At 44.7% G+C, this 12,790-nt stretch carries 14 protein-coding genes; all 14 read right to left on the minus strand.

Annotated features, from left to right (window positions below):
- Positions 1 to 125: 125 nt before the first annotated feature.
- Positions 126 to 884 carry a 4-hydroxy-tetrahydrodipicolinate reductase gene (locus tag IJE10_09740; protein MBQ2968386.1) on the minus strand — a complete coding sequence of 253 codons (759 nt, stop codon included), beginning with the start codon at positions 882 to 884 and terminating at the stop codon, positions 126 to 128.
- Positions 885 to 899: 15 nt separating this feature from the next.
- The gene (locus tag IJE10_09745; protein ID MBQ2968387.1) at positions 900 to 1,784 is read right to left on the minus strand and encodes a 4-hydroxy-tetrahydrodipicolinate synthase; all 885 of its coding nucleotides are present in this window, start codon (positions 1,782 to 1,784) and stop codon (positions 900 to 902) included.
- A 19-nt stretch (positions 1,785 to 1,803) separates the two neighbouring features.
- A complete protein-coding gene (gene asd, locus IJE10_09750) occupies positions 1,804 to 2,901 on the minus strand; it encodes an aspartate-semialdehyde dehydrogenase (GenBank protein MBQ2968388.1) in 1,098 nt (365 codons plus the stop codon).
- Between the two features lie 66 nt (positions 2,902 to 2,967).
- The gene (gene tgt, locus IJE10_09755) at positions 2,968 to 4,098 is read right to left on the minus strand and encodes a tRNA guanosine(34) transglycosylase Tgt (GenBank protein MBQ2968389.1); all 1,131 of its coding nucleotides are present in this window, start codon (positions 4,096 to 4,098) and stop codon (positions 2,968 to 2,970) included.
- A 52-nt stretch (positions 4,099 to 4,150) separates the two neighbouring features.
- Positions 4,151 to 5,911, minus strand: coding sequence for an FAD-dependent oxidoreductase (locus tag IJE10_09760; GenBank protein MBQ2968390.1), 1,761 nt, complete (start codon positions 5,909 to 5,911; stop codon positions 4,151 to 4,153).
- A 15-nt stretch (positions 5,912 to 5,926) separates the two neighbouring features.
- Positions 5,927 to 6,820 carry an RluA family pseudouridine synthase gene (locus IJE10_09765; protein ID MBQ2968391.1) on the minus strand — a complete coding sequence of 298 codons (894 nt, stop codon included), beginning with the start codon at positions 6,818 to 6,820 and terminating at the stop codon, positions 5,927 to 5,929.
- Positions 6,804 to 7,271 carry a signal peptidase II gene (lspA, locus tag IJE10_09770; protein ID MBQ2968392.1) on the minus strand — a complete coding sequence of 156 codons (468 nt, stop codon included), beginning with the start codon at positions 7,269 to 7,271 and terminating at the stop codon, positions 6,804 to 6,806. The genes IJE10_09765 and lspA overlap by 17 nt, the downstream gene beginning before the upstream one ends.
- Positions 7,268 to 7,711 (minus strand): DivIVA domain-containing protein, encoded by a 444-nt coding sequence (locus tag IJE10_09775; protein ID MBQ2968393.1) that lies wholly within the window; start codon positions 7,709 to 7,711, stop codon positions 7,268 to 7,270. Before IJE10_09775 ends, lspA begins: the two co-directional genes overlap by 4 nt.
- A gap of 11 nt (positions 7,712 to 7,722) precedes the next feature.
- Complete coding sequence (locus tag IJE10_09780) at positions 7,723 to 8,001, minus strand: YggT family protein (protein ID MBQ2968394.1); 279 nt, start codon at positions 7,999 to 8,001, stop codon at positions 7,723 to 7,725.
- Positions 8,002 to 8,016: 15 nt separating this feature from the next.
- Positions 8,017 to 8,478: a cell division protein SepF gene (locus IJE10_09785; protein ID MBQ2968395.1), complete on the minus strand. Its 462-nt coding sequence runs from the start codon at positions 8,476 to 8,478 to the stop codon at positions 8,017 to 8,019.
- A gap of 38 nt (positions 8,479 to 8,516) precedes the next feature.
- Positions 8,517 to 9,710, minus strand: coding sequence for a hypothetical protein (locus tag IJE10_09790; protein ID MBQ2968396.1), 1,194 nt, complete (start codon positions 9,708 to 9,710; stop codon positions 8,517 to 8,519).
- A complete protein-coding gene (gene hfq, locus IJE10_09795; GenBank protein MBQ2968397.1) occupies positions 9,707 to 9,949 on the minus strand; it encodes an RNA chaperone Hfq in 243 nt (80 codons plus the stop codon). The genes IJE10_09790 and hfq overlap by 4 nt, the downstream gene beginning before the upstream one ends.
- A 60-nt stretch (positions 9,950 to 10,009) precedes the next feature.
- Positions 10,010 to 10,933, minus strand: a complete 924-nt coding sequence (miaA, locus tag IJE10_09800; GenBank protein MBQ2968398.1) for a tRNA (adenosine(37)-N6)-dimethylallyltransferase MiaA — start codon at positions 10,931 to 10,933, stop codon at positions 10,010 to 10,012.
- A gap of 3 nt (positions 10,934 to 10,936) precedes the next feature.
- Positions 10,937 to 12,784 carry a DNA mismatch repair endonuclease MutL gene (gene mutL / locus IJE10_09805; GenBank protein MBQ2968399.1) on the minus strand — a complete coding sequence of 616 codons (1,848 nt, stop codon included), beginning with the start codon at positions 12,782 to 12,784 and terminating at the stop codon, positions 10,937 to 10,939.
- Between the last annotated feature and the right edge of the window lie 6 nt (positions 12,785 to 12,790).

Here is a 12,790-nt window from a genome sequence, read left to right on the forward strand (position 1 = left end):
ATCTCATATCCTCTACCCATTGCAATCCTTAAAATTATCTATTTGTTGTTTAAAGTTGACTTTTTAAAAAAAGAACTCTGTTTATCAAACAGAATTCTTTTTTATAGTAAATTCTATAGTAAATTTTACATTTCAGCAACTAAGTCTTGCATATTATACATTTTAGCAGGTTTGCCGGTCACGAATTTTGCGGCAGCAACAGCACCGACTGCAAAGATTTCTTTGGAGTGGGCTTCGTGCTTTAATTCGACAACCTCGTCTTTTCCGGCAAAGATAACCGAATGCTCACCCACGATGGTACCACCGCGGATGGCATGGATACCAATTTCTTTTTGCGTTCTCTTTTTACGCACCGCATGACGGTCGTACACATATTCCTTGCGCTCAGAAAGCACATCGTTGATGCCGTCGGCAATGGCAAGTGCTGTTCCGCTGGGCGCATCAATTTTCTGATTGTGATGCTTTTCGATGATTTCAATATCAAAGGCATCTGCCAGAAGCTTTGTGGCACGCTGTGCCAGTTCAATCAGAAGATTTACACCCAAAGACATGTTTGCAGAGAAGAACACCGGCACTTTTGAAGATGCTTCAAGCATCTTTTCTTTTTGCGCATCTGTAAGACCCGTGGTGCATTCTACCAGCGGTGTGCCGGTTGAAACTGCATAATCCAAAAGGGATTCAAGCAGGTCAGGATGGGAAAAATCAATAATTACATCTGCCTTTTCAGGACATTCTGCAGGTGTTTTGTATACGGGATAGCCAAATGCGGTTTCGGTATTGATGTCAAAGCCTGCCACCACTTCAATGTCGGGCTGATTGAGCACAATAGAAGAAACTACCTTGCCCATTTTGCCGTTGCATCCCGATATAATCAGTTTAATCATCTGTAATTCATTCCTTTAAATCAAGTTATGGCGCTTCATTTCAGCCTTTAAGACCTCTAAATTTTTGTCTTCCATTTCGCAAAGAGGCATTCTCATTTCAATATCGCACATGCCCATAAGATGTGCCGCAGTCTTTACAGGGATGGGGTTTACTTCGATAAACAATGCGTTTACTAAGTCAACCGTTTCCACCTGAATTTTAGAAGCTGTCTTATAATCGTTGTTTAATGCTGCAACGCACATATCATGCGTTTCTTTCGGCATAATATTGGACAAAACCGAAATGACGCCCAACCCGCCCATAGACATAATCGGAACGGTAATGTCATCGTTGCCGGAATAAATGGCAAAATCATCACCGCAAAGATTACGGATTGCAGTTACCGCCTCTAATTTACCGCTGGCTTCCTTGATACCTACAATGTTCTCAATTTCAGAAAGGGTCTTTACAGTAGAGGGTGCGATATCCACACCGGTTCTGCCGGGCACATTATACAAAATGCAAGGAAGCGAAACCGCTTCTGCCATTTTTTTGTAATGAGCAATCAAGCCCTTCTGCGTGCATTTGTTATAGTAAGGTGTAACCAAAAGTAATGCATCTGCGCCAACCCGTTCCATTTCCTTACAAAGGTTTACGCCATGCTCGGTATCGTTACTGCCTGCCCCTGCGATAACCGGAACTCTGCCGTTTACATATTTTACAGCATGTTCAACGGTCGCAACATGCTCTGCGTCGGGCATGGTTGCCGCTTCACCGGTTGTACCGCAAATAACAAGCGCGTCTGTCTTGTTTTCAATCTGAAAATCAATAATCTTTTCAAAAGCATCAAAATCCACTTTTCCGTTTTTAAAAGGTGTAATCAGCGCAACCGCTGCGCCTGTGAAAACAGTCTTTTTCATGTTCAACGCTTCCTTTCAATTAGTCCATATAGCCTTTAGCTGCCAGGAGCTCTGCCAGAAGAACAGCGCCACCTGCGGCACCTCTTAAGGTATTGTGGCTCATGGAAACCATCTTGTAATCGTACTGGGTAGATTCTCTCAAACGACCGCAGGAGATTGCCATACCGCCGTCAATTTCTCTTGCAATTTTAATCTGAGGCATGGTGGGTTCTTCTGCTTCTGTATGTACATGGATAAACTGCTTCGGTGCGTGCGGAAGCTCTAATTCCTGCGGAACCCCCTTAAAGCTTCTCCACATATCTTCGATTTCTTCTACAGACGGTTTTTTTACGCCATCCTTAAAGGAGAAGAAGATTGCCGCGGTGTGACCGTCGGACACGGGCACTCTGTAAGTCTGGCATTCGATGGAAAGCTCGGTGGAAGGTACAATTTCCTTACCTTCGATTTTACCCAGGATTTTATTGGGTTCTACTTCCGACTTCATTTCTTCGCCGCCAATGTACGGAATTAAGTTATCCACCATTTCGGGCCATCTTTCAAAGGTTTTACCTGCGCCCGAGATTGCCTGGTATGTAGTTACCAAAGCATGGTCGATGGGATATTTTTCATTGATAATTGCCATAGCAGGCAGGTAGGACTGCAAAGAGCAGTTGGATTTAACCGCAACAAAGCCTTTTTTGGTGCCAAGTCTTTCTCTCTGCTTTTCAATTATTTCGATATGATGCGGATTGATTTCCGGAATAATCATAGGTACGTCGGGGGTATGACGGTGTGCCGAGTTGTTGGAAACAACAGGGCATTCCTTTTTCGCATAAGCTTCTTCCAACGCCTTGATTTCGTCTTTTTTCATGTCTACTGCGCAGAATACGAAGTCTACCATACCAACAATTTTATCCATATCGGCGGTTGCATCGTAAACGGGCATTTCGCCAACCCATTCCGGCATAGGTGTAGACAGTGCCCAACGGGAACCGATTGCTTCTTTATATGTTTTACCTGCACTTCTTGCAGAAGCCGCAAGGGCTGTAATCTTAAACCAGGGGTGGTCTGCGAGTAATGTGATGAAGCGCTGACCAACCATACCGGTTGCACCAACAATACCTACTTTAAATTCCATGTCTCATTACCTCCAAAATATATCAATGTAAAAATAATACCACAAATATCAAAAAAAGTCAATTATTTATATGCGTTTTCCATAAATTTCTCGTTTTTCTCGGTAAAACGCCTCATATGTGCCTGCATCCAAAGCATCTCTTATATCTTCCATCAGGTGATTGTAGAATCTTAAGTTATGCATAACCGCCAAACGCATACCCAGCATCTCCTTTGCCTTGAACAGGTGACGGATATAGCTTCGGGTAAAGTTTTTGCAGGTTTCACAGTCACAATTCGGGTCAATGGGACTTTCGTCCTCCACATATTTTTCGTTCATTATATTAATTATGCCGTTGGATGTGAAAATGTGTCCGTGTCTGGCATTACGGCTGGGCATAACGCAGTCAAAAAAGTCCACACCGCGCCAAACCGCCTCTAAAATATTCACCGGCGTACCAACCCCCATTAAATATCGGGGCTTATCCTGGGGCATATAGGGTTCAACCGCATCAATAATGCGATACATTTCCTCTGCCGTCTCGCCTACCGCAAGACCGCCAATGGCATACCCATCCAAATTCAGCTCTGCGATTTGCTTCATGTTCTCGATTCTTAAATCCTCATAGGTTGCGCCCTGGTTAATACCAAACAACATCTGCTTCGGGTTTACGGTATCGGGAAGTGCATTTAATCTGTCCATTTCGGTTTTGCAACGCTTAAGCCAGCGCACCGTCATCTCGGAAGATTTTTTGGCATAATCCCATTTGGCAGGATTTTCTACACATTCGTCAAACGCCATGGCAATGGTAGACCCCAATGCGGACTGAATCTGCATACTTACCTCGGGCGACATAAAAATGCGTTTGCCGTCAATATGCGACGCAAAGGTTACCCCCTCTTCGGTAATATTCCGAAGCTTTGCCAGCGAAAATACCTGAAATCCGCCACTATCGGTAAGAATCGGCTTTTTCCAGTTCATGAATTTGTGCAGGCCACCCATTTTTTTAACCGTCTGCTCGCCCGGTCTTAAATGCAGATGATAGGTATTGGAAAGCTCCACCTGTGTGCCGATTTTCTCCAAATCCAAAGCAGAAAGTCCGCCCTTGATTGCGGCAGCGGTACCCACATTCATAAATACCGGTGTTTCAATGGTGCCATGCACCGTATGGAAGCGACCGCGACGGGCGCGTCCTTCCACTTTTATCTTTTCAAACATACGTTCTCTCCATGAAAGCAAGGGGGATTGCTCCCCCTTACCTTACTTTATGTTAAAATAATTCTACAGCAAATACATGTGCTTTTTCTGCACCCCAGGTTTCTTTAAAGGTAACCTTCACTTCGGTAACATCTTTACCTACCGGAACTTTCACGAGTCTCTGGTAGTTGTTTTCCACTTTAATGGTTTCTTCTGTGCCATCAGCCAGCTTATAGGTTACATCAAATTCCTTTACCAGGGTATAAGGCGGAACGATGGGTTCTCTGTTCAGCAGAACATTTGAATCCATGTTGTGGTGATAGTTACCCACAGGCTTTCTGTTTAAGAAGCTGTCAAATACAAAACGTACATGGTCAACCGGTTTTGCCGCATCCAAAGTAAAGGTTACAGAACCACCCTTGTCACCGATCCAGCCGTTTTCGGTTTCACCAAAGTTTCTTTCGTGACCGTTAAAGAGATTTTCGGTATATTCACCGTCAGAGGAAACCTTTGCAGACTTGGTCAGCTCGTTGATTTCCTTTGCATGCCAGGGCAGATAGCAGTCATCATTCATCAAATCATTCTGCAATTCTCTGATGTGGTTTTCGTATACACCTCTGGGTGTTGTATCTTTCTTCACCGCAATTGCAGCAGCAGTACCCACTGCCTGACCCATAGTACCGCAGGTCGCCATAACACGGGTTGCACTCATACCCATATGGGTTGCGGAAATGTTTCTGCCTGCAAACATTAAGTTGTCAATGTTTTTGGAGTAGAGGCAACGGTACGGAATGCCGAACGGGTCGGGAGCCGGATGGTGGATGTTGGGTGCACCGGGATAACGGAAGCCCATGGGATGATGGTCATCCATAGTCCAGCCACCGAAGGCTACCATATCGTCAAATCTGCCTTCTGCTTCAATATCGTTCTGCGAAAGCATGTGGTCACCCACATAACGACGGGATTCGCGCTTGCCGGGAATCATACCGACCCAGTCTAAATCCCAGTTTTCGGTATCTTCACATTCACCGCTGTTCTTTACATAATCCCACATACCGAATGCAATTTCCTGCAATTCGTCACGCAAAACTTCGGAATCGGCAATGGTATTACCCATACCGCCAAGCTCTATGTACCAGAAGTTTTCGCTCCAAGACTTCATGTTCGGTTTTCTGCCGTACAGCTTTTCACCGGTAAACTTTTCTGCCCAGAACGGCGGAATGTATTTTCTTTCTTCGGTATATTCTCTGCCCTGAATCATACAGCTTAAGCCCATGGTATGGCCGTCTGCTTCGTCGGGCGCGATGGATTCGTTAAATTCACTTTTTGCTTCTCTGCCCCAACGGAATTCTGCACCGGTAAGAGGCGCTAAAATAGAGTCACCCGAGCAGTCCGCAAAAATCTTTGCGGTTACTTCATGGTACTGCTGCGTAGTAAGCTGCCAGCCTGTGATATTTTTGATGGTCTTGTCATCTGCCATTTCTGCATCTAAGCAGGAGCAATTTAAAATCATGGTAATGTTGTCCTGGAAACGAACAATCTGATACATTACACTATCCCAGATAGAATAGTTTTTGTAAGGGTTACGATAGCAGTTTTCAAGTTCCAGTTCTTCTACGATACCGGTTTCACGGGTATCCATTGCACCGTTTGCCGCACCGCAAACCCACATTCTGATTTCGGACGAACAGTTACCGCCAAACATTGGTCTGTCATGCATGATAGCAACCTTTGCACCGTGTCTTGCTGCCGCAACTGCCGCACAGATACCGGCAAGACCGCCACCAACTACGCACAAATCTACATCGTGCTTAATGGTTTCAAACTTTTTCATAAAAAACTCTCCTTTTTATCCTTTGAGTTGATTGACTATATTTTTAAACGTTTCGGGCAACTCCGACCGAAACATTAATCTCTCTTTCGTTATCGGGTGTTCAAACCCCAGTACCGCTGCGTGAAGCACCTGACCTTCAATACCAAGCTTGTTCTTATCTCCATACAACGTATCTCCTAAAAGGGTGTGTCCGATATACTGCATGTGCACGCGAATCTGATGGGTTCTTCCGGTCTCTAAGCGACATTCAATCAGCGTATAACCCGAAAGCTCCTCCACCACCTTAAAATGCGTTACCGCATGCTTTGCATTTTTATCGGTGACTGTCATTTTTTTGCGCTGTGTCGGATGTCTGCCGATCGGTGCATCAATTTTACCCGTCTTTTCCCGGAAAGTTCCTTTGACCACCGCATAATACACACGGTCAATGGAATGCACCTTAAACTGTTCTGCCAGACCGTTGTGTGCCGTATCATTTTTTGCAACCACCAGCAAACCCGAGGTATCCTTATCAATCCGATGCACAATGCCGGGACGCACCACCGTGTTGATGGTAGAAAGTCTGTCTCCGCAATGGTTCATAATGGCATTTACAAGGGTGTTATCAGGATTGCCCGGTGCCGGATGCACCACCATGCCCTTTGGCTTGTTAATCACAAGCACATCCTCGTCCTCATATACAATGTCCAGCGGAATATCCTGCGGTACAATTTCAGCAAGCGTTTCTTCCGGTTCCTCATACTGTATCACATCGCCGATTTTCAATTTTAATTTTGCCTTTGCAGGAGTACCGTTTACAAAAACACAGCCCTCCTCAATGGCTTTTTGTATAAACGAACGGGTTTTGTCTGTTTTTTCGGGTAAGAATTTATCCAGACGCTCCCCCGCCACATCACAAATGATTTCCATCTTTTTCCTCTTTATCTAAAAACAATACATAAATAACAAGCAACGCCGCACCGCAGCAAATAAGGATGTCTGCCACGTTAAACACGGGAAACTCTATAAAAACGGTTTCGATGAAATCCACCACATAGCCTTTGAAAATTTTGTCCAACAGATTTCCCATAGCCCCCGCCACAATCATGCAAAGGGATAAGGTTGCGACATTTGCCTTTCGTTTTGCATAGCCGTGTGCCATAAAAATACAAATTGCCATAATCAGTATATTCATCGGAATCACAAGCCCATGCATGTTTTTTAGCAAGCCAAACGCAATACCCGTGTTTTCCACATAGGAAAACTGCAAAACCTTCGGGATAAACGTAAGCGCTTCCTTCCCTTTTAATGCCGAAACCGCCCACAGCTTGCTAAGCTGGTCTGCTGCAACAAGAACCGCACTCAACAGAATCCAACTCATTCGTCAAAATCTCCGAGAAGCTGTAATTCCGCCTGCAACAAGGACTCATATTTCGCCTTGAACATTTTATAGTGATTTTCAATTTCCTTTGTTTTGCTGTCTGCGTCTGTTTTTTTCTTGTTTGCGTCATCAATGATTCCCGAAGCAGTCACTCTCGCCTCTTCCAGAATGGTTTCTGCTTTTTGCTTTGCATTTTTTGTAATGTCATCTGCAGTATTTTGTGCAAACAACAATGTGTTCTGCAATGACTCTTCCATTTTTTTAAAGGTTTTTAAGGATTCGTTTAAAACGGTTATCCTGTCCTTAAGCTCCAGGTTTTCCCGGTAATAGACCTCAAACTCCTTCAAAGCAAGTGCAACAAAATCATCCACCTGCTGCTTGTTGTATCCACCGAATTTCTGGGTGGTGAACTCATAATTCTGCAATTCAATCGGGGTCATATAAACGCCTCCTAAATAAATAAATTCAAAACAAAAGCCTGCAAAAGATTTACAATCAACGGGATAACGAGCATTGCCAAAAGCGGTGCAAAATCAATCATCATCGGTCTTCTGATGATTTTATTTAAGAGCATCCGAAAAGGTGCCACAACCGGTTCAATAAAAGCATCCATCACACGCATAATTGCACTGTCCCGCGGTACAAACCAGGTTAAAAGTGCATGCACCACAATCGCCCAGGTCAGTACCTCTCCCATAATTTCCAACGCCACTGAAATGATAATGCCCATATGCAAAAAATCTCCTTACTCTTCCCAGGGAAACAAGCCTTTAGACAAAAGCTCATCCTGGAAATCACCCATAATTTCAACGGTATAGGGGGTTACCAACATAATTTCTTTGGAAATTTTCTGAATTCCCCCGTCCGAAGCATATACAACACCGCTTAAGAAATCAATCATGCGCCGTGCCAGCCGTTCTTCCACACCGCTCATATTAATTACCACCGGTTTTTTGGCTTTGAGGTGGTCGGCAATATCTAACACATCCTCAAACTTCTTTGCGATCAAAACAACCACTTTAAGCTTTGTGGTTGTATGAATATCTACAATTTTTCCTTTTTTTGTATCCGAAATCACGCTGACATTGTTTTTCACTCTGTCCGGCCGCTTTGGTTCTTCCGGAACCAAAAATTCTTCAATATCTTCATCCTGTTCAGGATAGCCGATAAAATTCATCATCTTGTTCCAGACCTTATTCTTCGACATAATAGTATCAAGCTCCTTTCTCTTTTTTTGTAATGTCTTTAACCGGAAATCGCACTCCCATCCTGAATGGGCGTGTCGGTCATGATTACTTCATCATAAATCTTTAAATCCTCACCGTCTCTTACAACCGTGTAGCCGTCATCCGAAGCAAGCACCTCCACCGGCTTGAATTTTGCCGTGCCGTCACTCTGCATCACATATACGCCCGGTTGCTTGTCCTGCATCTTAACTGCTTCTTTAAAGAATTTCAGACCGTTATAGGAATTCAAAATCAGCTCTGCTTCCATAAAGCGGTTATAATAAACCGGCTCGGTATAGGTTGTGCCGCGGCAGATAACCAGCGCACTGTCCTTTTCGGTGTCGGAAATATGCAACACCTCAACCGGATACGCATCCTCTGCATACCGCGGAAAACGAACAGCCAGATCCGCACCCTTCCTGACAGACGGCAATTTGTCTGCGTGTACAGGAATTGCCACATACCACATATATCCGTCTGCAATCTTCATGGTTGCATCATAGGCGTTATTTTCGCCCTTTTCTTTTTTAATCTGCTCCACCGATGAGGGCAGAAGCTTTTCAAAATCTTCCACCGACACTTTTTCTTCGTAACCGTCAAAGCTTGTGAAATACACCCCTGCCGAATCGGCATACAGTTCCTTTTTATCACCCTGGATATTCTTTTCCAGCTCTGCCTGTCTGCTTCTTAAATCGGACAGCACCGACTCAGCACTTGTCGCATCCGAAGCAATCTTACGGATGACCGCATCTTCAATACTGCCTCTGATTTTAAAAAGCTCGTCGGCATCCTGTTTATGTGCTGCTTTCAAAACATCCTCTGCATAACCGCGCATAATGGTATCAGGCGAGCTGCCTGTGTTTTCCGAACGGGCGGCAAGTGCTTCAATGCTTAATATTTTCTCGCTGACCGAACGAAGCTCCGCCTGCACAGCAGGAGAAACCTCTCCGTAATATAAATCTGCTACCTTTTCACCCTTTGCAACCCGTTCTCCGTCTACCAGTCCCGAGCTTGCAATCACATCCGATTCTTTTAAAAGTACAGACTCCTCACGGATAATCATAACCTCTGCAGTTATTTTTTCCTCAATGGTTCCTTTAGATACAATCTGCGTTTTTATCTCCGGATTGAACAACACATATACATTGTAAAAAAGAATCGCCAGCACGGTTAGAAGTGCAAGCAGAATGATAATCTTTAAAATCTTTTTCATTCTGCTGACCCTTCAATCAGTTTCTTAATGTCAATGTTTTTCGCAGGACAAACGGTAGAAACCGCATGCTTGTAAACCACCTGCTGTTTGCCTTCACAGTCGATTAAAATCACAAAGCTGTCAAAGCCGCAAACATGTCCCTTAAACTGAAAGCCGTTGGTTAAGAAAATTGTTACCGGAATTTTTTCTTTAATCATCTGTCTTAATAATGCATCCTGTAAATTAATCGGTTTTCCCATTTTTGTTCCTCCTTATCCTTTGTACAAACTGTCTCTGATTTTATTATACTACAAAATTTCTTACATTTCCATAGATTTTTGAAAGATTTCCAAGTTTTTTTCGTATTCCATAGGCAAAATAATCGTATTTTCCTCTCTCTTGAACCATGAAACCTGCCGTTTGGCATACCGACGGGTGCTTTGTTTAATATTTTCCTTTGCACATTCCAAATCGCAGTTTCCCCGGAAATACTCCAAAACCTCTTTATAGCCAATCCCTTGCATGGAGGTGAATCTTTCATCAATCCCTCTGTCATAAAGAGCTTTAACCTCATCTAAAAGCCCTGCTTCAAACATCAGGTCTACCCGAAGGTTAATACGCTCATAAAGCTTTTCCCTGTTTGATGGCATGATACAGAATTTATGTGCATCATATGGACTTTCCTTATCTTTTGAGCGTCGGATGTGTTCCGATTGCGGAATCCCCGTCGCCTTAAACACTTCTAAGGCACGCACAATGCGTTTGATGTCATTTAGATGCAGTCGCTCTGCACTTTCCGCATCCACTTTTCGAAGCTGTTCCATCAGCTTTTCGTTGCCGTTTTTTTCAGAAAAGGCAAGCAATTCCTTACGGTAGGTTTCATCCCGCACCTCCTCGGACAAGGAAATGTTTTGCACCACCGTGTCGATGTAAAGCCCTGTACCGCCTGCCAAAATGGGCGTTTTCCCCCGGGACACCACCTCCCGGATGCACTTGTGTGCCGCCTCCGCGTATTGGGAAAGGCTGTAGTTTTCATCCGGCTCCACAATATCAATCAGATGATGCGGAACACCTTCCATTTCGTCAATCGTGGGCTTGGCAGTGCCGATATTCATATGTTTATACACTTGCATGGAGTCTGCCGTGACCACCTCGCCGTCAATCCGCTTTGCCATTTGCACAGCTAAGCTTGTTTTACCCGACGCCGTAGGTCCGAACAGAACCACTAAAGGCATTTTTTCCATAAATCACACAATCCGTTTAAATTCTTTTTCGATATAGTTTTTGGTGAACGAAATCATCAGCGGACGTCCGTGGGGACAGGTGCGGATTCTGTCGTTTTCCAGCACCAGACGCACCAGAAGCTCCATTTCCTCTTTTTGCATGGCATGGTTGGCTTTGATGGCACCTTTGCAGGCAATCATAAAGAATGCCTTGTCCAAAATGTCCTCTGCTTTTTTATTGTGACGAATCAGCTCAATGATTTCGGTGACGGTTTCTTCCACATGGTCTGTGGTAATATCCTCCGGAATCTGACGCACCGCATACTGTCCTGCTCCGAATGCATCAATATCAAACCCAAGCTTTTCGAAAGCTTCTTTGTTTTCCAGAAGCAACGCACCGTCGGTGGCAGAAAGGGTAATCATCTCGGGAAGCATTAAAAGCTGACCCGGGATTGCCATATCCTTTACCATTTCCTCATAGCGCAGTCGCTCATGTGCGGCGTGCTGATCCATCATCAGCATTTCGCCGTCCTTTTCAAAAATGATATAGGTGTTAAACACCTGCCCGCAGATTTTAAAATCCAATACGTCAGATGGTGCTTCCACCATTTCAGGCTGTGCTTCGGGCTGCATTTCGGCAAATTTCGGTTCAGGTTCTTCTAAAGTGCCGAAAAAATCCTCCTGTACCTCTGCCTTGGGTTCTACCGTGAACAGCGCCTTGTTTTCTTCTGCAAAAAAGTCAAAGGATTTTTCTTCCTTTTCGTACCGCTCTGCAGGTGTCTCCTTTTTGTGTATCACATTGAAAGAAACAGGCTCGGGCTTTTTATCAGGCTGTGGCATGGTACTTTTCACTTCCGCCACGCTTTCCACCTGACGGGCTTTGGGGCCTCTTAAAAGTGCCTCCTGCACCGCCCAGAACACCGCACTTGTAATCAGCTTTTCATTGGCAAACTTAATTTCTAATTTCTGGGGATGCACATTTACATCAGTCAGCATCGGAAGCACCGACACAGACAGCACCAGAATGGGACGCTTGCCCGTCATCAGCATGGTTTTATACCCTGCCTCTGCACTAAACTGCATTTCTTTGGATTTTACCCATCTGCCGTTTACAAAAAAGTTCTGCATGGTGCGGTTATTGCGCGCCACTTCGGGCAAACCGATATAACCCTTTACCGTAACCCCGTCCCGCTCCAAATCCACTTCCACCATTTTAGAAGCAATTTCGTTACCGAAAATCACAGGAAGCACATCTTTTAAATCGCCCGTACCCGGGGTTAAGAATACCTCTCTGCCATTGCTTAAAAGGCGGAACGAAATCTGCGGATAGCCCAGTGCCATTTTCTGCAACACGTCGGTTACATGTGCCGCTTCGGCACTGTCTTTTTTTAAGAAGTGCATTCTGGCAGGGGTGTTAAAAAACAGATTCTCCACCACAATGGTTGTGCCGTCGGGACAGCCTGCCTCCGACTTGGAAAGAATCTGACCGCCCTCTATTTCGAGTGCCGTGCCAAAGGTTGCATCTTTGGTTTTGGTTAAAACCTGCACCTTGGATACCGCTGCGATAGATGCGAGTGCCTCACCGCGAAAGCCCATGGTGTAAAGCTCATTCAAATCGTCAATTGAACGGATTTTACTGGTAGCATGCGGTAAGAAAGCGGTCTCCACATCCTCGGGCGCAATACCGCCACCGTTGTCTGTGACGCGGATGAACGAAATACCGCCGTTTTTAATTTCCACCGTGATTTTGTTCGCCCCTGCATCAATGGCGTTTTCTACCATTTCCTTTACCGCAGAAGCCGGTCGCTCCACCACCTCGCCTGCGGCGATTTTATTTACGGTTGTAACGTCTAAAACTTGTATTTTTCCCATACAATT

The organism is Clostridia bacterium (assembly GCA_017410375.1).
GTDB lineage: Bacteria > Bacillota > Clostridia > RGIG6154 > RGIG6154 > RGIG6154.

Coding starts and splice junctions, on each gene's coding strand:
- IJE10_09740 (MBQ2968386.1), bottom strand. CDS start 884: ATGATTAAACTGATTATATCGGGATGCAACGGCAAAATGGGCAAGGTA.
- IJE10_09745 (MBQ2968387.1), bottom strand. CDS start 1,784: ATGAAAAAGACTGTTTTCACAGGCGCAGCGGTTGCGCTGATTACACCT.
- asd (MBQ2968388.1), bottom strand. CDS start 2,901: ATGGAATTTAAAGTAGGTATTGTTGGTGCAACCGGTATGGTTGGTCAG.
- tgt (MBQ2968389.1), bottom strand. CDS start 4,098: ATGTTTGAAAAGATAAAAGTGGAAGGACGCGCCCGTCGCGGTCGCTTC.
- IJE10_09760 (MBQ2968390.1), bottom strand. CDS start 5,911: ATGAAAAAGTTTGAAACCATTAAGCACGATGTAGATTTGTGCGTAGTT.
- IJE10_09765 (MBQ2968391.1), bottom strand. CDS start 6,820: ATGGAAATCATTTGTGATGTGGCGGGGGAGCGTCTGGATAAATTCTTA.
- lspA (MBQ2968392.1), bottom strand. CDS start 7,271: ATGAGTTGGATTCTGTTGAGTGCGGTTCTTGTTGCAGCAGACCAGCTT.
- IJE10_09775 (MBQ2968393.1), bottom strand. CDS start 7,711: ATGACCCCGATTGAATTGCAGAATTATGAGTTCACCACCCAGAAATTC.
- IJE10_09780 (MBQ2968394.1), bottom strand. CDS start 8,001: ATGGGCATTATCATTTCAGTGGCGTTGGAAATTATGGGAGAGGTACTG.
- IJE10_09785 (MBQ2968395.1), bottom strand. CDS start 8,478: ATGTCGAAGAATAAGGTCTGGAACAAGATGATGAATTTTATCGGCTAT.
- IJE10_09790 (MBQ2968396.1), bottom strand. CDS start 9,710: ATGAAAAAGATTTTAAAGATTATCATTCTGCTTGCACTTCTAACCGTG.
- hfq (MBQ2968397.1), bottom strand. CDS start 9,949: ATGGGAAAACCGATTAATTTACAGGATGCATTATTAAGACAGATGATT.
- miaA (MBQ2968398.1), bottom strand. CDS start 10,933: ATGGAAAAAATGCCTTTAGTGGTTCTGTTCGGACCTACGGCGTCGGGT.
- mutL (MBQ2968399.1), bottom strand. CDS start 12,784: ATGGGAAAAATACAAGTTTTAGACGTTACAACCGTAAATAAAATCGCC.